Origin of the sequence: Bradyrhizobium sp. SZCCHNPS1003, from assembly GCF_032381555.1 — a bacterium.
In the GTDB taxonomy this organism is placed as follows: Bacteria; Pseudomonadota; Alphaproteobacteria; order Rhizobiales; family Xanthobacteraceae; genus Bradyrhizobium.
In genome coordinates, this window is sequence record NZ_JAUHIU010000002.1 from 296,784 (window position 1) to 319,212 (window position 22,429).

Genomic DNA, 22,429 nt, shown 5'->3' on the forward strand with positions numbered 1-22,429 from the left:
GGTCCCGATCAATGAAGCAGATTGTATTGGATGACGTAGGCGGCGGCGCCGGCAAAATAGCCAAGCAAGGCGATGCCGCTGATGCGGCGCACGTACCAGAAGAAGTGGATGTTCTCGAGCCCCATCGCGGCGACGCCGGCCGCCGAGCCGATGATCAGGATCGAGCCGCCGGTGCCGGCGCAATAGGCGACGAACTCCCACAGAAAACTGTCGGGCGGAAACTGGCTCAGGCTGTACATGCCCATCGACGCCGCGACCAGCGGCACGTTGTCGATCACGGCGCTGGCGAGCCCGAGCACGATCACGATCAGATCGAGCCGGCCGACGGTACGGTCGAGCCATTGCGCCAGCGCCTCGAGGATGTGGGTGTGCTCGAGCGCGGCGACTGCCAGCAGGATGCCGATGAAGAACACGATCGAGGGCATGTCGATCCGGGTCAGCGCATGCACCAGGGTCAGGCGCTGCTTCTGCTCGGAGGCCTTCTCGCGATGGACGATCTCGCCGACCATCCACAAGAGGCCAAGGCCGAACAGGATGCCCATGAACGGCGGCAGGTGGGTCACCGCCTTGAACACCGGCACGGCGACCAGGATGCCAAGGCCCATGAAGAACATCAAATTGCGCTCGAACGGCAGGATCGGGCTGATCGAGGCGAGGCCGGCGCTCGCCGGCGGCACCAGCTGCTTGCCGCGCAGGGTGACGCTGACGACGGCGAGCGGGACCAGCAGGTTCAGGAGCGAGGGGATGAAAACCGACTTCATGATCGCGAGCGGCGTGATCTGGCCGCCGATCCACAGCATGGTGGTGGTGACGTCGCCGATCGCCGACCAGGCGCCGCCGGCATTGGCGGCGATGACGATGATCGATGCGAAGACCAGGCGGTCCTCGTCGCGGCCGGACAGCTTCTTCATCAGCGACACCATCACGATCGCGGTGGTGAGGTTGTCGAGCATGGCGCTGAGAAAGAAGGTGACGAAGCCGACCAGCCAGACCAGGGTGACCTGGTTGCGGGTGCCGATCAGCGAGGTCACGACCTCGAAGCCGTTATGGGCGTCGATGACCTCGACGATGGTCATCGCGCCGATCAGGAAGAAGATGATCTGCGCGGTCGAGGCCACGGACTCGTTGAGCTCGGCCGCGACCGCCGGCGCCGTCCCGCCCATGACGGCGTAGACGGTCCACATCAGGCCGGCGCCGACCAGGGCGGTGGCCGCCTTGTTGATCCGGAACGGGTGCTCCAGCGCCACCACGGCATAGGCGAGCGTGAAGACGGCGACGATGGCAGCGGTCATCGCGGGGGATTTCCGGTCATGAATCTCGGCATGGGCAGCGTGGAACCGCCCCAGATATGACCGATCGGCGGTCCGCCAGCAAGCAGGGGACCGAAACCGCGTCGGGTCCTACACCACGGCCGACGCGATCGCGTCGGCGTGGCTGCGGATGGCGCGGATCTCGGCCGCGCTGCGGCGCGCACGGTCTTCCGCATCTTCAAGATCGTTGCAGCATGGAGCTCGGCAAAGGCTTGCTCATCGTTGCGTCCGGCACGGGCCGCTGGCTGCAGAGATGCGCGACGTAACCCTTCTGATCCGCTGATCCGCGCTTGCTGATCGCATCCTTCTCCTCCATGCGCTCTCTCTGAGCGGAAACGGGTCAGAGTCAGATGCGGATCACCCGAATGCTTGCGGTCGTCATTGCGAGGAGCGAAGCGACGAAGCAATCCAGGCCCTTCGCGTCGCCCTGGATTGCTTCGCTGCGCTCACAAGGACGGCGGAGGAATTCAGAGCCGGACGAACGGGCTGATGAGGCGGCCGAGCAGGCCGTGCATGCGCAGGTCGCCGGTCATCGCGACGAGGCAGAGGCAGGGGCCCTCGTCACCGACCACCGGACGATGGTCGACCTCGTCGTCGCCATAGTCGAAGTCGCCTGGTCCGTAATAGCCGCCGAGATGGCTGAAGCTGCCCTTCAGCACGCAGGTCAGCTCGTTGCCGGAATGCGTATGCTCCAGCATCCGCGCCCCGGGCTCCGAGCGCAGCAGAAAGGCGCGCGATTTGCCGGTGCCCGGCAGCAGGATCGGGCGCATGCTGATGCCCGGCGCTACGCGCCGGCGCTTGCCGATCTTGCAGCGCTTGACCATCTCGGGCAGGTCCGCGAGCTCGGGATCGTGCTCGGCGACCTCGCTCACCTGCGGCGCCGCCTGCGGGCGTCGATCGATGCGTGCCATCACGGCATCGAAAGCATCCGCGCCCGTCGCGACCGGCTCGGCCGCGTCCAGCGAGGCGCCGGCGAGCTGCTCGATGGCGCGTACGAAGCGCTGGCATCGGCCGCAATCGGCGACATGGACACCGACGACCAGCCGCTCGGCCTCGTCGAGCGCACCAGTGGCGAAGTCGGCCAGCAGGTCTTCCGGCGGGTGGTGGCTGATCGTCATGTCGCGTCGTCCAACAGGTCTCTCAGGCGATTCATCGCCAGTCTGATTCGTGACTTTACCGTACCCAGCGGCAGGCCGAGCACCGCCGCGATTTCCGAATGCGGTCGTTCTTCAACGAACGACAGGCGGATCACGGTGGATTGCTCCACCGATAATCTTTCGATCGCGGCCGCCACCCGTGTGGCATCTTCGACACGCGAGACGATCTGATCGGCTGCGAGCGTCGGATCGGCCTCCTCGTCGCGCACGACCTCCTTGCTCAGCCGGCTGTCGCGGGCGGCCTTGCGCGCGGCGTCGATCCGCTGGTTTCGCGCGATCGTGAAGATCCAGGCGGCCGCGCCGGCCGTCGATGGATCGAATTGCCCCGCCTTCGTCCACACCGCCACCATGGTGGATTGGGCGATTTCCTCAGCGTCGTCGGCGTTGCAGCCGGTCTTGATGAGGAAGCCTTTGATGCGGGGCGCAAAATGCGCGAACAGGGTCTTGAACGCCTCGCGGTCGCCGCGCGCGGCGACGCGTCCGATCAATTCAGCCCAGTCCACAGTCGCCTTCGGCCCTCTGCTCACATTCACCCTGGTACGGGCACCGAACGCCCGTGCAAATCGATGCCGGGACGATGCCACGTTCCATTGCGCTAATCCAGTCGCTCTCAGTCGCGTGGTCATGGTCCCCGGCACGCTGCTTAATCCTGGATAACGTGGACCATGGACGGCTGGATCACAGCGGGCCGAGGATTTTCCGGACCCTCAATCCTTCAGGTCGGAATTGACCATCGCCAGGAACTCCTGGCGGCTCATCGGCTCGGTGCGGAAGCAGCCGAGCATGCGGCTGGTGGTGAGATCGACACCGTGCTTCTTGACGCCGCGCGAGCTGATGCAGTGATGGGCTGCCTTGATCACAACCGCCACGCCCTGCGGCTGTAGCACCTCGTCGATGATGTTGGCGATCTCGGCGGTCATGCGCTCCTGGATCTGCAGCCGGCTGGCATAGGCCTCGACGACCCGGGCGAGCTTGGAAATCCCGACGACGCGGTTGCGCGGCACGTAGCCGACCCAGGCGCGGCCGATGATGGGCGCCATGTGGTGCTCGCAATGGCTCTGGAACGGGATGTTCCGCAACAGCACCATCTCGTCGTAGCCGGCGGTCTCCTCGAACGTCTTGCGCAGATACTCCTCGGGGTTCTGCTCATAGCCGGAAAAATAGCTCTTGTAGGCCCGCGCGACGCGGGCCGGGGTCTCGGAGAGACCCTCGCGTGACGGGTCCTCGCCGATCCAGGTCAGGATGGTGCGGATGGCGTCCTCGACGTCATCCTGGGTGACCGCAACCGGGTCGCAGGCGAACGGAAGTTTCTTGGCTGTCTGGCGCACGAGGGCTCTCCAAAAACCAAGAAACGGTTCCGATATCGGAACGGATCACGTCTTGCGGGGCGATTTCCGCGACCGATGGCTCGCCGCCGTCAGCTCGCCTTGCGCAGCCGCATCTCCGCGGAGGGACCCGAGCGCAGGTTCTGGAAGAACTTCTCGACCTCGTTGGCGAGCGTCTGCGCGGTCGCGTTGAGGTCGCCGGACGCCGACAGGACGGAGGCGGCGGCCGTCGAGGTCTCACTGATGGCGTCGCGGAGCGAGCCGATGTTCATGACCAGCGTCTGGTTGCCCTGGGCGGTCGACTGCGCGTTGGCCGAGATCTCCCGCGTCGCCTGGTCCTGCTGCTGGATCGCATTGGAGATGTTCGAGGTGATCTCGTTGATGCCGCGGACCGCCTGGCCGATCTCGCGGACCGCGTCGACCGCGGTCTTGGTCGAGGCCTGGATCAGGCCGACGTTCTGGCTGATCTCCTCGGTCGCCTTGGCCGTCTGCCCGGCCAGCGCCTTGACCTCGTGAGCGACCACGGCAAAACCACGGCCGGCCTCGCCGGCGCGGGCGGCCTCGATGGTCGCATTCAGAGCGAGGAGATTGGTTTGCTCGGCGATGGTCTGGATCAGGGTCAGCACGCCGTCGATGCGCTGGGTGGCGGCGGCAAGGCCCTCGATCTCCGTGACCGACTTCTCGGTGCGTTGGCCGGTCTGCTCGACGGCGCCGGCCGACTGCCGGATCTGCCGGCCGATCTCCTCGACGGACGTCGACAATTCCTCGGCGGCGCTCGCGACGGCGGAGACGTTGGTCGACGCCTGCGACGTCGCGCCGGCGGCGGTGACCGCGCGCTCGTTGGCATCGGCCGTCAGCCGCGTGATCATCTCGGCGGTTTGGCGCATCGCGGCGGCGTTCTCGGTGACGGTCCGCATCACGCTGCCGATCGCGGTGCGGAATTGCTCGACCGCGGTCTCGATGTGGCGGGCGCGGGCTTCGCGGATTTCCGAGTCCTGCGAGACCTGGACATTGAGGTCGCGGTTATGGGCCATCGCCTGCTGGAACACGCCGATGGCGCGAGCGAGCTCGCCGACCTCGTCGGCGCGCCCGGCATACGGCACTTCGACGTTCTCGGCGCCGGTGGCGACCCGGCGGATCGTATCGGTGATCTGAGACAGCGGCCGAGCGATCGAGCGAGCGATGATCACCACGCCGGCTGCGACCAGAACCAACATCAAGCCGCCAAGGCCGGTCAGCACGAGCGAGAGCTTGTTGTTCAGCGCCGTTTCCTCGGCGATCTTTCCTGCGCGCTCGACATAGACTTTGGACAGCGCCTCGAGATCCTGGTTGAGCGCCTTGCGCACGGAGCGATTGGCGTCGTTGTCGCCCCACTCGCGTCCCGCGGCCGGGCTGATTTCATTGGCGCGGCGGACCAGTTCGGCGCGGAATTCGACGAATTGGTCGATCCGCTTCTTGAATGTTGCGAATTGCTGGGCGTCGTCGGCCTGTACGATCGCCTGCCACTTGTCGACGACCTTCAGGATGTCGGCATTGAACTTGAGCAAGCCGTTGCCGTATTGTTTTACGACGGCGGGGTCGGTCGACATATAGACGCCGCGGGACTCCATGACGACGGCATAGACGAGGCCGTTGACCAGCTGAACGTTGTGAGCGGCGAGATTGGCCGTCTCGATGGCCTTGATGAGCTCCGTGGCCCGCCGCGAGTTGTAGTCGGACAGCCAGGTGATTGCGGCGGTCAATAGCGCAAACAACGCGAAGATTGCATAGAGCTTGACTGCGATGGATTGGCGCGTGGCCGTATTCGTTGACGTCGGGCGTGAGGTCATGAGGTGAGATACCGCGAGTTTTTGCTACGACGCAGGAGGCGCTTGATTGTTAATAGTTATGCAAAACCTTCATGGAGAAAGCGTTAAGTTGACACCGTCAGTATTATGCAACCCCCGCGTACTTCGCTTGGCGTTTCAATCGATTAGTTGGTGCTCCGCAGCAGGGGCGGGCGCCGGGGCATCCGGTCGACTACGGAGGGCATGCGCCATTTCGAGGCCCCTCGTTCCCCTGCAAATGCATTGCAACCGGTGGCCGGCCGCGCACGCGCTCCCCCATTGGTTCGCCGATCGGAGACCGGCCGGGAACGGTCGTTGCGCTCGATCGATCAATGATCCATCTCATTGGAACTTTAGATCGCCCTTCGCATTCCGCCATCCGCATTGCGATGCATCGGATCAGGTCGCCTCGTCGGGGCGCGTCTGATCAGGCCAGACGGCGCGAGCATCCGGCATGCGGAGGGGACGTTGCGCCCTGCGACGGGAGCGGGAGGCTCGATCGCACTCAACTTTTCCGGAAGGGGTGGCGAAGCCTTATCTTCGGCCGTAAGGTAACCAGTTAGCGGGTTGTCGCGAGGGGCAGTCGATGAGATTCGAGGGCATCGAAACGGTACGTCGCATTCTCTGTGTGTTTCCGCGCTACACCTCGTCGTTCGGAACCTTCGAGCATGCCTATCCGCTCACCGACGGCGTCCAGGCCTTCATGCCGCCGCAGGGGCTGCTGCTGATCGCGGCCTATCTTCCGAGTTCCTGGCAGGTGCGCTTCATCGATGAGAACATCCGCCCGGCGCAGGACGAGGATTTCTCCTGGGCCGAAGCGGTGTTCGTCAGCGGAATGCACATCCAGCGTCAGCAGATGAACGACATCTGCCAGAGGGCGCATGCGTTCGACCTGCCGGTCGCGCTGGGCGGCCCCTCCGTCAGCGCCTGTCCGGACTACTATCCGAGCTTCGACTATCTGCATGTCGGCGAGCTCGGCGATGCCACCGACGAGCTGATCGCGCGGCTGGCGCGGGATCCGTCGCGGCCTGCGCAGCAGGTCGTGCTGCGGACCGACGAGCGGGTGGCGATGACCGATTTCCCGGTGCCGGCCTATGAGCTCGCCGAGGTGAAGAAGTACTTTCTCGGCAGTATCCAGTATTCCAGCGGCTGCCCCTATCAGTGCGAGTTCTGCGACATCCCCGGCCTCTATGGACGCAACCCGCGCATCAAGTCGCCGCAGCAGATCATCGCCGAGCTCGACAAGCTCAGGGAATGCGGCGTCACCGGCTCGGTCTATTTCGTCGACGACAATTTCATCGGCAACCGCAAGGCGGCGATGGACCTGCTGCCGCATCTGATCGAATGGCAGAAGCGCACCGGCTATGTGATGCGGCTCGCCTGCGAGGCCACGCTCAACATCGCCAAGCGGCCCGAGATCCTGGAGAAGATGCGTGAGGCCTATTTCATCACGATCTTCTGCGGCATCGAGACGCCCGACCCGGATGCGCTGACGGCGATGCACAAGGACCACAACATGATGGTGCCGATCCTGGAGGGGATCAGGACCATCAACGGCTATGGCATGGAGGTCGTCTCCGGTATCATCATGGGGCTGGACACCGATACGCCGCAGACCGCGGACGCGCTGCTGCAGTTCGTCGCGGAGAGCCGGATCCCGCTGCTCACGATCAATCTGCTGCAGGCGCTGCCGAAGACGCCGCTGTGGGATCGCCTCGAGCGCGAGGGCAGGCTGGTCCACGATGACGGCCGCGACTCCAACGTGAAATTCCTGATGCCCTATGACGAGGTGGTCACGGCGTGGCGGCGCTGCATGGAGGTGGCCTATGAGCCGGAGCGGCTGCTCGCACGCTACAAGCACCAATGCGACACCACCTACGCCAACCGCATCAAGGTGCCGGTCAGCGACGAGATGAAGAGCTGGCCGAACATCAGGCGCGGCCTGGTCATGATGGGCAAGATCTTCTGGAAGGTGGGCGTGCTCGGCGACTACAAGCGGCCGTTCTGGCGCTTTGCCTGGAGCCAGCTGAAGCGAGGCGAGATCGAGAATTTCATCGCCGTGGCGCTGATCGCGCATCACCTCATTATGTTTGCGCGCGCCGCCTCGCGCGGGAATCAGAACGCGTCGAACTACTCGATCCGGCTGCGCGAGGCCGCCCTTCCCGCAGGGTGATGGTCCTCTCTGGGGCAGGGGCGGCGAGTGGCGCTCGCCGGCACCGGTCCGCGGCCTGCCCCGGGCAAGGGACGGCTCGGTCGGATACCGGTCCTTGAGTCGTTCAGGTTTTTGAGCCCAGCGCCCGTCCGGGCCGTCCACGCTCTTTTCAAGCACGGCAGAATCGTGGCGTGATCGGAAGCCATGCCGGCTCGCCGTCTTGTGTGGCCGGGCATGGTTGCGGCCGGGGAGTGAACCCTGCTAGACCCGGCCTCGACGAATTGTCACATGTTTTCAAGGATTAGCTTCGGCTGCGGGCCACAATGCGGTCATCTCTGCTTCGCTGAGCGGCCTTATTTCTGCCCTATGCGCTCAGGCCTTCCGAATTAGGCCGCCCCCAACCACTGGACACCGCATGCTGGAAGTCAGGCACGACAACGAAGTCCATGTCGAGAAGGTCGAGCACCGGCCGGCCGACAGCATCGCTTTCGGCATCGAGCGGCTCGGCCTCCTCGCGGTCAAGGCGCCGATCTTCTCCTGCGTCGTCCTGCTCGTCCTGATCGTGGCGGCGGTGTTCGGCATCAAGCGGATCCAGATCGACGATTCGCTCAGCCAGCTGTTTCGCTCCGACAGCAAGGAATTCCACCAGTACGAGGAGGTGACGAAGAAGTTCCCGGCCGAGGAATTCGACGTCCTCGTCGTGGTCGAGGGCAAGACCTTGCTGGCCCGCCAGAACCTCGAGAAGCTGCGTGACTTCGTGACCGACCTGCAACTGGTCGAGGGCACCCGTGGCCTGGTGTCGCTGTTCTCGGCCCGTCAGGCGCCGGCGCCCGGCAAGCTGCCGGCAGCGCTGTTTCCGTCGGATCTGCCGGAGGGCGAGGCCTACGACAAGTTCATCGAAACGGTGAAGTCCAACGAGATCATCCGCGGCAAGCTGTTGTCGGAGGACGGCACGCTCGCCCTGATCGTGCTGTCGCTCGAGCCCAAGGTGGTGGCCTCGAACGATCTCGGGAAGGTGGTGGGCGACATCCGGAAGCTGATGGCGGAGAACCTCGCCGACACCGGCCTGAATGTCCAGCTTTCCGGCGTGCCGGTCATGCAGCTCGAGATCCGCAACGCGGTGGAACGTGACGGGCTGACCTACAACATTCTCGGCATTCTCGCCGGCTGCATCATCGCCATCATCTTCTTCCGCAAGGTCTCCTTCATGATCGCGGCGGCGTTTCCGCCGCTGATCGCGATCATGCTCGCGCTCGGCGCGCTCGGCTGGGCCAATTTCAATCTCAACATGTTCCTGAACGTGATGACGCCGCTCATCATGGTCATCAGCTTCTCCGATTCGATGCAGCTCACCTTCGCCGCCCGCGACCGCCTGATCGCAGGGCAGGACAAGGTGACGGCGTTCAAGAACGCCGTGCTGGTCGTCGGCCCCGCCTGTGTGCTGACCCACGCCACCGCCGGCATTTCCTTCATCGCCCTGCAGTTCTCCGACAGCGACCTGATCCGCAAGTTCGGCGAGGCGGGGCTTGCCGCCACCATCATCGCGCTGGTCGCGGTGCTGTCGCTGGTGCCGGTGTTCGGCGTGCTGCTGGTGCGCAACGAGAAGACGTTCGCGGTCAAATTCCAGGGGGCCGATGCCGGCGTGCAGGCGCTGCGCAATTTCTGCTACTGGATCGCGGTGCGCATGGTCGGTCGTCCCGGCCTGTTCAGCCTGATCGCGGTGGTGTTCGTCGGCTCGCTCGCGGTGGTCTATGCGAGCCTGGAGCCGCGCTACCGGCTCGCCGACCAGGTGCCGGACAAGCGCCAGGCAGTGGCGGCGAGCAACCGGCTCGATGCCAAGCTCACCGGCGCCAATCCGGTCAATGTGCTGATCCAGTTTCCCAAGGGCGCCTCGCTCTATGCGCCGGAGACGTTGCAGACCATCGCCGACGTCCACGCCACGGTCGAGAAGACTGCCGGTGTCGGCAACGTCTGGTCGGTCGAGACGCTCAGGCGCTGGCTGGCCGAGAAGGCCGGCTCGTCCGATACGGCGACGCTGCAGGAATACGTCAATCTGATCCCCGAGCATCTGGTGCGCCGCTTCATCGACAAGGAGCAGGATGCGGTGGTGGTCGCCGGCCGCGTTCCCGATCTGGATTCCAGCCAGCTGCTGCCGGTGGTCGACAAGCTTGATCATGAGCTCGACACGGTCAGGAAGAAGCACCCCGGCTTTGAGATCGCGGTCACCGGCCTTGCCGCCATCGCCGCGCGCAACTCCGCCAGCATGATCCAGAAGCTCAATCACGGGCTCACCATCGAGTTCGCGCTGGTGGCGATGTTCATCGGGCTCGCCTTCCGCTCCTGGGTGGTGATGCTCGCCTGCATCCTGCCCGGCATCTTCCCGGTGGTGATGTCCGGGACGTTGTTGTGGGCGATGGGGGAGGGGCTGCAATTTGCCAGCGTGGTGGCGCTCACGGTCTCCTTCGGCCTCGGTCTGTCGGCCACCATCCACTTCCTGAACCGGCTGCGGATGGAGAGTGCGCCCGGCGTCAGCGCCGCGGTCGCGGTGGAGCGTGCCACCGTGCTGGTCGGACCGGCGCTGATCCTCACCACGGTGGTGCTGGCCTGCGGCCTCGTCGTCACCGTATTCTCGGATCTGCCGTCGCTGCGGCTGTTCGGCTGGCTCAGCGCGTTCTCGATGGTGGCGGCGCTGTTCGCCGACCTCTTCATCCTCCGCCCGACCGCGATGTTCCTGATCAACCTGTCGCAGAAGCTGAAGCGCAAGCCGGTGTGAGGGGCGTGATCTAAGCCCAATCCAACACTGTCATCGCCCGCGTACGACGCGGGCGATCCAGTACGCCGCGGCTTATCGACTTAGTCACGACTGCCTCTGGATGCTGGGTCGCCCGGTCCCGTCTGCGCCTTCGGCTTCGACGCGGCCATGAGTTCAAGGGCGCGCCGGAGCTTTAGCGAAGGCGGCGAGCCGGGCGACGACAGCGGGGGGCCGAATGCTCATGGTCTCTGATGTCTCAAAAAACAAAACGGCCCTGACGTCGTCAGGGCCGTTCGCGCATTCCGTTGCTGACGATGTCGCGACCGTTCAGGTCTTCGACATCGTGATGTTGACGCCGCGGATCTCGCCCTTGGAGGAGATCTGCACGACCTGCTTGTTGCCGCTGGTCCTCAGGGTGATGCTGGCGGCGAAGCCGGCGGCCTGCACGAACACGTCGATCTGGCCGTTGCCGGCGGTGCCCTGCAGCTCGCCGTTCACGTTGCGGCTGGATTCGCTCCAGTTGCCGGAGATGCGATCGCCCTGGCTGGTGACGTCACTGGTCAGGAGGAACTTGTAGCTGTCGCTGGCGCATTGCAGACTCTGCTTCAGATTGGCGCCGGCCACCTTGTAGCTGGCCTTGCAGCGGATGCGCTCGGTGGTGCCGTCGGACAGCGCGACCGTACCGTTGCCCGACCACGACCCGTCGAAGCCGGCGAACGGGCCCGACTGAGCCTGAACCGCGGTCGCCGCCACGAACAATGCCGCTCCGAGACCGGCGGCCTTGACGACGCGCCCAGAGAAAGGTGAGCCGAACAGTTTCATATCGAGTTTCCCATCCAAAATGACACCGCTGTGTCGGCGTACGCCGCCGCTTCGAACACTTGGTGTTCTCGCCGAAGGTTAGGTTCAAATGACGGCCGGTCGGGCGCTGCGACCGGATGCCATGATGCCCGCCGACACCGTGCGACGGGTCGGCGCCGAATGGTCGTCCTCGCAAGACGGCTGCACGCAAGCCGCCTCGACGGCGCTGCATCTAACGGTCCGCGCGGCATGCTTGCAACAGCCAAATGCGAAAAACGTGTTCCGAGAATAACGCCCTAGTATCAACGCCTTGTTTGTGCCAAAGCTGTGATGTCCGAGCTTGATCCGCTCGGGATCATAGGGCGCAAATTTGGCCGCATTTGGCAGCGTACCTCCGGCGCTGGGGGGCTTGCGGTCCTTGCCAAACCAAACAGGTGTTTCCCGGGCAGCATCGGCGATCCGGGAGGTCTCCTCTGCTGTCAAAATGAAGGAACACGATGCGTAAGATTTTCCTGGCACTTTCCCTGCTGTCGTCGGTGTCCGTTTCCACCGGCGCGTTCGCGCAAGGCCGCGGCGGCACGCCCGAAGAGCAGGCGGCCTGCACGCGTGACGTTCAGAAGTTCTGTCGTGCCGTCATCGATCAGGGTGACTTCACCATCCTTGCGTGCCTGAAGGAGAACCGCCCCAAGATCAGCCCGGCCTGCGATCAGGTGCTGAAGACCCACAACCAGTAAGCGGTTGCCGTTCGGAACGGTTGTTTCCGAACTCTCTTGGTTAACGACCGCCGGCCCGCCCCTCAGGGCAGGGCGGCGGTTCGATCCTATGGGCTGCCCGACATCGATTGCATTGGTTTTGGCTGGATCTTCGCCTATATGGGGGCGAGCAATCCGTTCGCATGAGCGAAGCGGCGGGCATTGTTTTCGGTAGCGCCCTTTCAACCTGATAGCTGTTTCGTCCATGACCACCGCGAGCGATTTGCGATCCGGCAAGACACACCGGGACGAGAACTTTCCGGTGGCCTCCTGGATCATCCGTCCAGAGCACCGGGCGCTGATCCTTGCCTTCTACAATTTCGTGCGAACCGCCGACGACATCGCCGATCATCCGAGCCTGCCGGGTGAGGAGAAGCTGCGGCTGCTCGATCTGCTCGAAGCCGAGCTGACCGGGACCGGCGAGACCCAGGATGTCGCCGTCAGCCTGCGCCGGGCGCTCGCCGAGCGCGGCATGCCGCCCCGGCATGCGCTCGATCTGCTGGTTGCCTTCCGGATGGATGTGACCAAGCTGCGCTACGAGAACTGGGACGAGGTCATCCACTACTGCCGCTACTCGGCGATGCCGGTCGGCCGCTTCATGCTCGATGTGCACGGCGAGTCCACCGCGACCTGGCCGGCCTCGGATGCGATCTGCGCCGGGCTGCAGATCAACAACCACCTGCAGGACTGCGGCAAGGACTACAAGGCGCTCAATCGCGTGTACCTGCCGCGCGATGCGCTGGCGGAAGCCGGCGCCACCGTCGAGATGCTCGGCGAGTCCAGATCGCCGCCGCAACTGCTGGCCTGCCTGCAGAAGCTCGCGGTGCGTAACGCGGCGCTGCTCGATGAGGGCAGGGACCTCAACAGCGGCGTCAAGGATTTTCGTTTCGGACTGGAGATCGCCGTGATCCAGGCTTTCGCCGACCGTATCGTGGCGCTGCTGAAGGTGCGCGATCCGCTGAGTGAGCGCGTGCACCTGTCGCCCATCGGCATGCTCGGCCTCACCTTCACGTCGGTGATGGGCGAGATCGGCCGCCGCGTGGCCGGGCGCCATCCCGTCACCAAATCGGCAGCCGGCGCATGACCCTCGAGGCGACCGCAGACAATATCGATCACGGCACGGCGGCCTCCGGCAGCTCGTTCTATGCCGCCATGCGCATCCTGCCGCGCGCCCAGCGCGACGCGATGTTCCAGGTCTACAGCTTCTGTCGCGAGGTCGACGATATCGCCGATTCCGACGGGCCGCGGCCCGAGCGACTGGCGGCGCTGCAGAAATGGCGCGACGACATCGACTCGCTCTACCAGGGCAACCCGCCGCCGCGGCTGCGCGACTACGTCGCCGCGGTGAAGACGTTCGGCCTGAAGCGGGAGGATTTCCTCGCCATCATCGACGGCATGGAGATGGACGTGCCGCAGGATGTCCGCGCGCCAGATCTCGCCACGCTGGACCTTTATTGCGACCGGGTCGCGAGCGCGGTCGGCCGCCTCTCGGTGCGCATCTTCGGCATGCCTGAGGAGGACGGCATCCTGCTGGCCCACCATCTCGGCCGCGCGCTGCAGCTCACCAACATCCTGCGCGACATCGACGAGGACGCGGCCATCGGCCGGCTCTATCTGCCGCGCGAGGCGCTGCTGTTCGCCGGAATCACCGGCGATGATCCGGCCAAGGTGACGCAGGAGCGGGCGCTGCCCAAGGTCTGCAACTCGGTTGCCGTCAGGGCGAAGACGCATTTCGAGAAGGCCGACGAGATCATGCGGCGCAATCGCCGCCGCGCGGTGCGTGCGCCGCGCATCATGTCGAAATACTACCGCGCCGTGTTCGACCTCCTGCTCGAACGTGGCTTCGCGCTGCCGCGCGAGCCCGTCCGCGTGAGCAAGCTCACGAAGATCGGCATCATCCTCCGTTACGCAATCATCTGATGCAAAAGACCGCTCACATCATCGGCGCCGGCGTGTCCGGCCTTTCCGCCGGCGTGCGGCTCGCCAATGCGGGCTACATCGTGCACGTCCACGAGGCCACGCAGCAGCTCGGCGGCCGCTGCCGGTCCTATTACGACGCCGCGACCGACCTGGTGATCGACAACGGCAACCATTTGCTGCTGTCGGCCAATCATCACGTGCTGTCCTACGCCCGCGCGATCGGCTCGGAAGCGGGGCTGGTCGGGCCGGAGAAGGCGCAGTTCGCCTTCGTCGACATCCGGAGCGGCCAGCGCTGGCTGCTCGATCTCGGCAACGGCCGCCTGCCGCTGTGGGTGTTCGACGAGGGCCGCCGCGTGCCGGATACCAAGCTCGGCGACTACCTCGCGCTGTCGCCGCTGATCTGGGCCGGTACGTCCAAGACGATCGGCAGCACGATTCCCTGCAAGGGCACGCTGTACGACCGCCTGGTGCAGCCGCTGCTGCTCGCGGCACTGAACTGCGATCCGCCGGAAGGCTCGGCGGGGCTTGCCGGCGCCATCGTCCGCGAGACCTTGCTCGCCGGCGGCCAGGCCTGCCGGCCGCTGATCGCGCGCGATGGCCTGTCGGGCGTGCTGATCGATCCGGCCGTGAAATTCCTGGAAGGCAAGGGCGGCAGCGTGCGGATCGGCCGCGAGCTGCGCGGCCTCGACGATGCGGGTGGTCGTGTCACCGGGCTCAGGTTCGGCGGCGATGAAACCGTCGCGCTCGGCCCGTCCGACCTCGTCGTGCTCGCCGTGCCGCCGCGGCCGGCGATGGCCCTGCTGCCGGGGCTCACGGGGCCGACGAAATATCGCGCCATCGTCAATGCCCATTTCCGCATCACGCCGCCGCGCGATGCACCAGCTCTGCTCGGGGTGGTCGGCGGCCTGGTCGAATGGCTGTTCGCCTTCCCGCAGCGGCTCTCGGTCACCATCAGCAATGGCGATCGGCTGGTCGACATGCCGCGCGAGGAGCTCGCCGCCGCGATCTGGGCCGACGTCTGCAAGGCCGCCGGGATCAAGGCGGAGCTGCCGCCGTGGCAGATCGTGCGCGAGCGTCGCGCCACCTTCGAGGCGACGCCCGAGCAGAACGCGCTCCGACCGGGAGCGAAGACGGCGTTCGGCAATCTCGCTCTGGCGGGGGACTGGACCGATACCGGCCTGCCGGCAACCATCGAAGGCTCGGTGCGCTCCGGCGACCGCGCTGCGAATCTCCTGCTCGGGCACGGCTGACCGGCGCAGGGCAGCCGAATCTGGCCGCGCCGTCATGCCGCCGGCGCCGCGAGTCTCACATTTTCGTGGCGTAGTTCTTGCTTAAAGTTCCACGCCTGGTGGCGACGGCGCAATTTGTTCCAGGGCGGAACAGGGATCGGCGGGGCCAAATGGCAACACCAGGCAAAAAACGCATCGGGTACGGGTGCAGTGCGGCGCAAACGGGGTTTCCTCGCGGATTTTTTCTGCGTAATCCTCGGTTTGTTAAGGCCTTTCCGCTCTGGCGCCGCCGTGGCTGAGGCTTTGGAACAAGAGACGGAGACGTCGGATCACGCGACGTCCGAGAAGGTGTCAGGGGTCGGATTGTGAAGTTGGGGATGGGGGACGATACGTCCGCGGATCGCCCGATTGATCCGCGGCCGGTCTTGGTCGTGACGGGCTTGGTGCAGGAGGCCCGGATTGCTGCCGGGCCCGGCATGATGGTGATCTGCAGCTCGAGCGACCCCAGGCAGTTGCGCTCGCTGCTCACCGTGTTCGATCCGACCTCGATCCGCGGCGTCGTCAGCTTTGGCGTGGCCGGTGGCCTCGATCCCAGCCTCAAGGCCGGCGACATCGTCGTCGCCACCGAGGTGACCGCGGGCGATGCCCGTTGGCTGTCTGGGCTCTCCCTGCGTGAGGAGCACATCGCTCGCGCCGCCCTGAAGAAGCGCCGCGTCGTGCGCGGCGTGCTGGCCGGGGCCGAAGAGGTGGTCGTGGCCCAGGCCCGCAAGGCGGCGCTGCGCATGAAGACCGGGGCGGCCGCGGTCGACATGGAGAGCCACATCGCCGCCGCCTATGCCGCCGAGTATGGGCTGCCGTTCGCGGCGCTGCGGGTGATCTCCGATCCCGCCCATCGCACCCTCCCGTCGCTCGCCAAGGACGCCATCAAGCCGAACGGCGACATCGACCTGCCGATGATCCTGCGCGGCGTCGCCCGCAATCCGGCCGTGCTGCGCGGCCTGGTGTCGACGGGCATCGAGTTCAATCGCGCCCTGCGCTCGCTGCGCGGCGCCCGCGACCTGCTGCTGAGCGGCATGCTCGCCGCCGAGCACTTCCTCGAGACCGAAACGCTGGCCGCTGCCGAGGCGTGAGCCGTTTGCTCATCACGGAGCGTAGCGTCCATCCCGATCCAGAGATCAGTTCAATGAAAAAGGCCGCCGATCACTCGGCGGCCTTTTGATTGATCAGAGCCGTGAAGATCAGGCGGCGGTCGAGGCCTTCTGCTGCGCCTCGATCGCCTCGTCGTGACGGATCTCGGAGAGGCGCTTTTGCACCTCCGACGAGAACACGTACTGCGCCGGGCGCTGCTTGGAGAGATCGATCTCCGGCGCCATCGGACCCTCGGTCTTGATGCCGCGCAGCGACACGAACATCGCCTTGATCGGGTTGGTCAGCGCCGCATTGGCGGCGGTCGCCTCGTAGCCGCAATGCGCCATGCAGTCGGCGCACTTCTCGTACTTGCCGGTGCCGTAGGAGTCCCAGTCGGTGGTCTCCATCAGCTCCTTGAAGGTCTTGGTGTAGCCTTCGCCGAGCAGATAGCAGGGCTTCTGCCAGCCGAAGATGTTGCGCGCAGGCATGCCCCAGGGGGTGCACTCGAACTCCTGGTTGCCGGCCAGGAAGTCGAGGAACAGACCGGAATGCATGAAATTCCACTTCTTGCCCTTGCCGAGCTTGAAGACGTCGCGGAACAGCTGCTTGGTCTTGGTGCGGTTGAGGAAGTGCTCCTGGTCCGGCGCGCGCTCATAGGCATAGCCGGGCGACATGGTCACGCCGACGCCGAGCTCGGTCGTGAAGTCCAGGAACTTCGCGATCTCCTCGGCGGGATGGCCGTCGAACACCGTGGCGTTGACGTTGACGGTGAAGCCGCGCGCCTTGGCGGCCTTGATCGCGGAGACGGCGCGGTCGAACACGCCCTTCTGCGAGACCGCCTTATCGTGATGCTCGCGCAGGCCGTCGAGATGCACCGAGAAGAACAAATACGGCGACGGCTCGAACAGGTCGAGCTTCTTCTCCAGCAGCAGCGCGTTGGTGCAGAGCGAGACGAACTTCTTGCGGGCGACGAGGCCGCGCACGATCTCGCCGATCTCCTTGTGGATCAGCGGCTCGCCGCCGGGGATCGCGACCATCGGCGCACCGCATTCGTCGGCCGCGTCCCAGCACTCCTGCGCGCTCATGCGGCGGTTGAGGATCGCATCGGGATAGTCGATCTTGCCACAGCCGGCACACGCCAGGTTGCAGCGAAACAGCGGCTCCAGCATCAGCACGAGCGGATAGCGTTTCCGGCCGAGAAGCTTCTGCTTCATCAGATAGGCCCCGATACGCAGTTCCTTATGGAAGGGGATTGCCATTACGTCTCTTCTTTCTGGACCAAACGAGGACCGATCAGCCCGCGACCAGCTCGGCCGGCAGGCGGAATTCGATGTTTTCTTCCCGCCCCGGGACCACCGCGACCTCGACTGGTCCGATGCGCCGTAGGGCTTCGATGACGTCGTCGACGAGGACTTCGGGGGCCGAGGCGCCGGCGGTGATGCCGACGGCCTTGGCGTCCTTCAGCCAAACCGGATCGAGCTCGCTGCCATCAGCGATCAGATAGCTTGCGACCCCGGCCTCGGTGCCGATCTCGCGCAGTCTGTTCGAGTTGGAGCTGTTGGCGGCGCCCACCACCAGGATGACGTCCACCAGCTTGCTTAAGTCCCTTACCGCAGATTGCCGGTTCTGTGTCGCATAGCAGATATCCCGGATATCGGGACCTTGAAGGTCTGTAAAGCGGGCTTGAAGGGCTAAAATGATGTCCCTGGTGTCGTCCACGCTGAGCGTGGTCTGGGTAATATAAGCCAGCGGGGTATCGACCGGCAGGGGCAGGGTGGCCACATCGGCCACGTTCTGCACGAGGTGGACCGGGCCGGGAACCTGACCCATGGTTCCCTCGACCTCCGGATGACCGGCATGGCCGATCAGTACCAGGGTACGGCCCTTGGACATGTAGCGCTTGCCCTGGTTGTGGACCTTGGTCACCAGCGGGCAGGTGGCATTGAGCACCGGCAGCCCGCGGGCGGCCGCTTCCTGCTCGACCGTCCGGGCAACGCCGTGGGCGCTGAACACGGTGACGGCGCGCGGCGGCACCTCGGAGAGGTCCTCGACGAAGATGGCGCCCTTGGCCTTCAGGCTCTCCACCACGTGCTTGTTGTGGACGATCTCATGACGCACATAGACCGGCGGGCCATACTTCTCCAGCGCGCGCTCGACGATCTCGATCGCACGCACGACTCCAGCACAAAAACCGCGCGGCTGCGCGAGATACACCTGCATGGGACGTCCAGCCACGTTGCCTCACTTTCGACCCGGCACCTCCGTGCGTGCGACGGGGCTGCAATATTCGCACCAGCGAATGCCCCAATTGCCCGCCACACCGATGGAAGCGCAGGGCTTTGTGTCAAAAATCGAGCGAAGAGGAAAGCCAGTCTGCAAGTCGCTCGCATGTGACCCGTCGCACACAGCCCGCGACAGGCCGCAGGTAATTTAGTAATTATAAGTTAGATCAATTAATTGAGTTGGTTATGCTCTCACTCGTTCGTCACTTTACCGCCGAGAACAGCCGCTATATCAGCCGCCCCGACGGTTCCGTGCATCGTTCGACCTGATCCGCCGTCGAGGGACCATCCTCGTCTTCAAAGGTTGGGCCAGGCCGGGTCGGGGCGCCGCTCAGGATGTGTGCGTCCGGGGCTCGCCCTGATCGGGGAACTCCGCCATGAAGCGGACGTTTCCGCCCAGCTCTCTAAACATTAGAAAGTCACGAAGTGCTGACCACGTTTGTCGTCTCGATCGTCAAGGCCTGCACCCGGTTTGCCTGGCCGACATTGATTGCGGCCCTGCTGCTCTCCGTAGGCGCGGGCTTCTATACGGCGCGTCATTTCTCCATCAATACCGACATCAACAAGCTCATTTCGCCCGAGCTCGACTGGCGCAAGCGCGACCAGCAGTACGAGCAGGCCTTCGATCGCGATCGGATGATCCTGGCGGTGGTCGAAGCGGCGACGCCCGAGATGACAGGTGTGGCGGCCGATGCGCTCGCCAAGAAGCTCAAGGGCGACACCGCGAACTTCTCATCGGTCGAGCTGCTCGGCGGCGGCGAGTTCTTCGCCAGGAACGGCCTGCTGTTCCTGCCGACCGAGGAGGTCAAGCAGCTCACGGACCAGTTCGCCGCGGCGGCACCGCTGGTCGAGATCATGGCCGGGGACCCCTCGATCCGCGGCCTGACCGGTGCGCTGGAGACCGGCCTTGCCGGCGTCAAGCGCGGGCAAGTCAAGCTCGACAACGTCGCGCGGCCGTTCGACTACATCTCCCAGACCGTCGAGACCGTGCTCGACAAGGGCGATGCGACCTTCTCCTGGCGCCAGTTGATCTCCGACAAGCCGCTCGAAGACAGTGACAAGCGCGCCTTCATCCAATTCAAGCCGATCCTCGACTACCAGGCGCTCGAGCCGGGCAAGGCCGCCACCGATGCGATCCGGCAGGCCGCGGTCGAGCTCGATTTCCCGAACCGTTTTCATGCGCGCGTGCGGCTGACCGGGCCGGTGCCGATCGCCAACGAGGAATACGCCACCGTGCAGGAGGGCGCCGTCGTCAACGGCATCGGCACCGTGATCGTCGTGCTGATCATCCTGTGGCTGGCGCTGCATTCGGCCAAGATCATCTCGGCCGTGTTCATCAACCTGTTCATCGGCCTCGCCCTCACCACGGCCGTTGGCCTGATGATGGTCGGCTCCCTGAATCTGTTGTCGGTCGCGTTCGCCGTGCTGTTCATCGGCCTGGGCGTCGATTTCGGCATCCAGTTCAGCGTCCGCTACCGTTCCGAGCGCTTCAAGAACGACAATCTGCCTGAGGCGCTGGCGGAAGCAGCGCGCCGCTCCGCCGTGCCGCTGTCGCTTGCGGCGATGGCGACGGCTGCCGGCTTCCTGTGCTTCCTGCCGACCGACTACAAGGGCATCTCCGAGCTCGGTGCCATCGCCGGCGCCGGCATGATCATCGCGTTCCTGTCGTCGATCACGGTGCTGCCGGCCCTGCTGAGGATTCTCAATCCGCCCGGCGAGAAGGAGCCGGTCGGCTACGCCTTCCTGGCGCCTGTCGATCATTTCCTGGAGAAGCACCGGGTGCCGATCATCGTCGGCACGCTCGGCCTGGTCGTCGCCGGCCTGCCGCTGCTCTACTACATGAAGTTCGACTTCAACCCGATGAACCTGCGCAATCCGCGCGCCGAGTCGATCGCGACCTATCTCGACCTGCGAAAGGATCCGAACACGGGCGCCAACGCGATCGACGTGCTGACGCGCTCCGAGACCGAGGCCAAGGCGATCGAGGCCAAGCTCGGGAAGCTCCCCGAAGTGGCGCGCGTGATGTCGCTCGACAGCTTCGTCCCCGAGGACCAGCCGGCCAAGCTGAAGCTGATCGCGCAGGGCGCGAAGGTGCTGGGGCCTGCGCTCAATCCGGACCAGATCGATGCGGCGCCAAGCGACAAGGAGAATGTGGACGCCCTGAACTCGACCGTCGACAATCTCCGGCGCACCGCGGGCGAGAGCAGTGGGCCGGGCGCGGTCGCGTCGCGGCGGCTCGCCGACGCGCTTGCCAGGCTCGCGGGCGCCAGCGAAGCGGTGCGCAACAAGGCGCAGGCGGTGTTCGTCGAGCCGTGGAAGATCACGCTGGCGCAGCTTGGCGCCACGTTGCAGGCGCAGCCCGTCAGCCTCGCGAACCTGCCACCGGAGCTGGTGTCGCAGTGGAAGAGCAAGGACGGATTGATTCGGGTCGAGGCGCAGCCGAAGGGGGATCCGAATGACAACGACAATCTCAGGCGATTTGCCAACGCGGTGCTGGCGGCCGAGCCCAATGCGATCGGCGGGCCGGTGTCGATCCTGAAGTCAGGTGACACGATCGTGAAGGCATTCATCCACGCCGGCATCTACTCGCTGGTCGTGATCAGCCTCCTGTTGTGGGTGACCTTGAAGCGCTTCACCGACGTGCTGATGACGATCGTGCCGCTGCTGGTCGCAGGCGCCGTGACGTTGGAGATCTGCGTGCTGATCAAGCTGCCGCTGAACTTCGCCAACATCGTCGCCCTGCCGCTCCTGCTTGGCATTGGCGTCGCGTTCAAGATCTACTACGTGGTGGCGTGGCGCGGCGGCCGCACCAACCTGCTGCAGACCAGCCTGACCCGGGCGATCTTCTTCAGCGCGCTGACGACGGCGACCGCGTTCGGCAGCCTGTGGCTGTCGAGCCATCCCGGAACGTCCAGCATGGGCAAGCTGCTGGCGCTGTCGCTGGTCACCACGCTCGCCGCCGTGCTGCTGTTCCAGCCGGCGCTGATGGGCAAGCCTCGCGAGATCAAGGAGCAAGAGGGCTCGTGATCCCGGAATAGAAAAAGCGGCCGATCTCTCGGCCGCTTTTTTGTTCGGGTGACGGACGCCAATTAACGGGCGCGCGCGATATCGGGCAGCAGGCAGATATCGCCGACCTGGTCCGCGGGCTTTTGTCCCGGCTTGGCCAATGCGGTTGCGCCACTGCCGACGCCGGTCGTCGTTTTGGCCGCCGGGGCAGGGGCTGGCGCGATTGGTTTCTGTGTACCTTTAGCCATGCTGTTCACGGGGCTCGACGGGATCGGCGGAGCGACCCGCGTCCAGGTCTCGCCGCCGCACAGGAAGCCGAGCACGCAGCCCTTGATCTCCAGGTGATCGGGATCGATCGGCGTGATGGTCGAGCTGTAGAGCTGCCCATCCTTGGCGTTGTAGACTTGGCCTTCCCACGCGTCTGCGCCGGGCTTCTTCTTCATGTCGATCAGGATCGGCATGCCGAGCGTCGGACGGCTCTGGCGGGCCGGATCGGGGTTGTTGCTGTCGCGTCCGCCCGGGGTCTTCTCCCAGGCCACGACGCCCCACATGCTGCCATTGCATTGTGCGACTCGGATGTTCGCGACGCCGTCGGCGACCCGCCAGTCGCCGGTGGGGTCGGCCGCGAGCGCGGAAGAAATTCCTGCTGCGAACACGACTGCGGAGTATGCTAGTGTCGTCGACATGAGATATCTAAGGCGATGCAACATTGGCAGAAACCCGTGCTTGCTTTGATGGTGCGAATGAGGGCAAAACGCCGCATTGCGCGTTTTCAGTTGACGTCACGTC

Annotated in this window: 17 protein-coding genes; 8 read left to right on the plus strand and 9 right to left on the minus strand. The window is 65.1% G+C overall.

Annotated elements, in window-relative coordinates; genetic code table 11:
• Positions 1-8 precede the first annotated feature (8 nt).
• The 5 genes from nhaD to QX126_RS05095 all read right to left on the minus strand — a co-directional run bounded on the left by nhaD (position 9) and on the right by QX126_RS05095 (position 5,621).
• A complete protein-coding gene (nhaD, locus tag QX126_RS05075; protein WP_315779675.1) occupies positions 9-1,292 on the minus strand; it encodes a sodium:proton antiporter NhaD in 1,284 nt (427 codons plus the stop codon).
• A gap of 485 nt (positions 1,293-1,777) precedes the next feature.
• Positions 1,778-2,428 carry a ChrR family anti-sigma-E factor gene (locus QX126_RS05080; protein WP_315737288.1) on the minus strand — a complete coding sequence of 217 codons (651 nt, stop codon included), beginning with the start codon at positions 2,426-2,428 and terminating at the stop codon, positions 1,778-1,780.
• Positions 2,425-2,970 carry a sigma-70 family RNA polymerase sigma factor gene (locus QX126_RS05085; RefSeq protein ID WP_315779677.1) on the minus strand — a complete coding sequence of 182 codons (546 nt, stop codon included), beginning with the start codon at positions 2,968-2,970 and terminating at the stop codon, positions 2,425-2,427. Before QX126_RS05085 ends, QX126_RS05080 begins: the two co-directional genes overlap by 4 nt.
• A gap of 204 nt (positions 2,971-3,174) precedes the next feature.
• On the minus strand, positions 3,175-3,795 hold the full coding sequence (gene folE / locus QX126_RS05090) for a GTP cyclohydrolase I FolE (RefSeq protein WP_315779679.1): 621 nt from the start codon (positions 3,793-3,795) through the stop codon (positions 3,175-3,177).
• A gap of 89 nt (positions 3,796-3,884) precedes the next feature.
• The gene (locus tag QX126_RS05095; protein WP_315779681.1) at positions 3,885-5,621 is read right to left on the minus strand and encodes a methyl-accepting chemotaxis protein; all 1,737 of its coding nucleotides are present in this window, start codon (positions 5,619-5,621) and stop codon (positions 3,885-3,887) included.
• Positions 5,622-6,204: 583 nt separating this feature from the next.
• On the opposite strand from QX126_RS05095, the gene QX126_RS05100 reads away from it, so the two are divergent.
• Positions 6,205-7,791: a B12-binding domain-containing radical SAM protein gene (locus tag QX126_RS05100; protein ID WP_315737291.1), complete on the plus strand. Its 1,587-nt coding sequence runs from the start codon at positions 6,205-6,207 to the stop codon at positions 7,789-7,791.
• Between the two features lie 394 nt (positions 7,792-8,185).
• Positions 8,186-10,543, plus strand: a complete 2,358-nt coding sequence (locus tag QX126_RS05105; protein ID WP_315776486.1) for an efflux RND transporter permease subunit — start codon at positions 8,186-8,188, stop codon at positions 10,541-10,543.
• Between the two features lie 306 nt (positions 10,544-10,849).
• Here QX126_RS05105 and QX126_RS05110 read toward each other — a convergent pair whose 3' ends face one another.
• Positions 10,850-11,344, minus strand: a complete 495-nt coding sequence (locus tag QX126_RS05110) for a hypothetical protein (protein WP_315737293.1) — start codon at positions 11,342-11,344, stop codon at positions 10,850-10,852.
• Positions 11,345-11,820: 476 nt separating this feature from the next.
• Between QX126_RS05110 and QX126_RS05115 the strand changes: the two genes are divergently transcribed.
• The 5 genes from QX126_RS05115 to QX126_RS05135 all read left to right on the plus strand — a co-directional run bounded on the left by QX126_RS05115 (position 11,821) and on the right by QX126_RS05135 (position 16,354).
• Positions 11,821-12,057 (plus strand): hypothetical protein, encoded by a 237-nt coding sequence (locus QX126_RS05115; RefSeq protein WP_315714894.1) that lies wholly within the window; start codon positions 11,821-11,823, stop codon positions 12,055-12,057.
• A 223-nt stretch (positions 12,058-12,280) separates the two neighbouring features.
• On the plus strand, positions 12,281-13,159 hold the full coding sequence (gene hpnC / locus QX126_RS05120) for a squalene synthase HpnC (RefSeq protein WP_315779683.1): 879 nt from the start codon (positions 12,281-12,283) through the stop codon (positions 13,157-13,159).
• The gene (gene hpnD, locus QX126_RS05125; protein ID WP_315779685.1) at positions 13,156-13,995 is read left to right on the plus strand and encodes a presqualene diphosphate synthase HpnD; all 840 of its coding nucleotides are present in this window, start codon (positions 13,156-13,158) and stop codon (positions 13,993-13,995) included. The genes hpnC and hpnD overlap by 4 nt, the downstream gene beginning before the upstream one ends.
• A complete protein-coding gene (gene hpnE / locus QX126_RS05130) occupies positions 13,995-15,245 on the plus strand; it encodes a hydroxysqualene dehydroxylase HpnE (protein ID WP_315779687.1) in 1,251 nt (416 codons plus the stop codon). The genes hpnD and hpnE overlap by 1 nt, the downstream gene beginning before the upstream one ends.
• Before the next feature lie 344 nt (positions 15,246-15,589).
• Positions 15,590-16,354 carry a phosphorylase gene (locus QX126_RS05135; protein WP_409998094.1) on the plus strand — a complete coding sequence of 255 codons (765 nt, stop codon included), beginning with the start codon at positions 15,590-15,592 and terminating at the stop codon, positions 16,352-16,354.
• Between the two features lie 108 nt (positions 16,355-16,462).
• Here QX126_RS05135 and hpnH read toward each other — a convergent pair whose 3' ends face one another.
• Both hpnH and ispH read right to left on the minus strand, forming a co-directional pair.
• The gene (gene hpnH, locus QX126_RS05140) at positions 16,463-17,611 is read right to left on the minus strand and encodes an adenosyl-hopene transferase HpnH (protein WP_315714889.1); all 1,149 of its coding nucleotides are present in this window, start codon (positions 17,609-17,611) and stop codon (positions 16,463-16,465) included.
• Between the two features lie 34 nt (positions 17,612-17,645).
• Entirely contained in the window at positions 17,646-18,572 is a 927-nt protein-coding gene (gene ispH / locus QX126_RS05145; RefSeq protein WP_315779690.1) for a 4-hydroxy-3-methylbut-2-enyl diphosphate reductase, read from the minus strand.
• A gap of 488 nt (positions 18,573-19,060) precedes the next feature.
• On the opposite strand from ispH, the gene QX126_RS05150 reads away from it, so the two are divergent.
• Positions 19,061-21,661: an MMPL family transporter gene (locus tag QX126_RS05150; protein WP_315776489.1), complete on the plus strand. Its 2,601-nt coding sequence runs from the start codon at positions 19,061-19,063 to the stop codon at positions 21,659-21,661.
• A gap of 62 nt (positions 21,662-21,723) precedes the next feature.
• Here QX126_RS05150 and QX126_RS05155 read toward each other — a convergent pair whose 3' ends face one another.
• A complete protein-coding gene (locus tag QX126_RS05155; RefSeq protein ID WP_409997722.1) occupies positions 21,724-22,350 on the minus strand; it encodes a DUF2147 domain-containing protein in 627 nt (208 codons plus the stop codon).
• Positions 22,351-22,429: the final 79 nt, after the last annotated feature.

What these genes read in the sequence shown, in the direction of transcription:
- QX126_RS05080 (WP_315737288.1), bottom strand. Translation starts at nt 2,428, where the DNA reads ATGACGATCAGCCACCACCCGCCGGAAGACCTGCTGGCCGACTTCGCC.
- QX126_RS05095 (WP_315779681.1), bottom strand. Translation starts at nt 5,621, where the DNA reads ATGACCTCACGCCCGACGTCAACGAATACGGCCACGCGCCAATCCATC.
- QX126_RS05100 (WP_315737291.1), top strand. Translation starts at nt 6,205, where the DNA reads ATGAGATTCGAGGGCATCGAAACGGTACGTCGCATTCTCTGTGTGTTT.
- nhaD (WP_315779675.1), bottom strand. Translation starts at nt 1,292, where the DNA reads ATGACCGCTGCCATCGTCGCCGTCTTCACGCTCGCCTATGCCGTGGTG.
- hpnD (WP_315779685.1), top strand. Translation starts at nt 13,156, where the DNA reads ATGACCCTCGAGGCGACCGCAGACAATATCGATCACGGCACGGCGGCC.
- QX126_RS05155 (WP_409997722.1), bottom strand. Translation starts at nt 22,350, where the DNA reads ATGTTGCATCGCCTTAGATATCTCATGTCGACGACACTAGCATACTCC.
- QX126_RS05110 (WP_315737293.1), bottom strand. Translation starts at nt 11,344, where the DNA reads ATGAAACTGTTCGGCTCACCTTTCTCTGGGCGCGTCGTCAAGGCCGCC.
- hpnC (WP_315779683.1), top strand. Translation starts at nt 12,281, where the DNA reads ATGACCACCGCGAGCGATTTGCGATCCGGCAAGACACACCGGGACGAG.
- hpnH (WP_315714889.1), bottom strand. Translation starts at nt 17,611, where the DNA reads ATGGCAATCCCCTTCCATAAGGAACTGCGTATCGGGGCCTATCTGATG.
- ispH (WP_315779690.1), bottom strand. Translation starts at nt 18,572, where the DNA reads ATGCAGGTGTATCTCGCGCAGCCGCGCGGTTTTTGTGCTGGAGTCGTG.
- QX126_RS05115 (WP_315714894.1), top strand. Translation starts at nt 11,821, where the DNA reads ATGCGTAAGATTTTCCTGGCACTTTCCCTGCTGTCGTCGGTGTCCGTT.
- QX126_RS05105 (WP_315776486.1), top strand. Translation starts at nt 8,186, where the DNA reads ATGCTGGAAGTCAGGCACGACAACGAAGTCCATGTCGAGAAGGTCGAG.
- hpnE (WP_315779687.1), top strand. Translation starts at nt 13,995, where the DNA reads ATGCAAAAGACCGCTCACATCATCGGCGCCGGCGTGTCCGGCCTTTCC.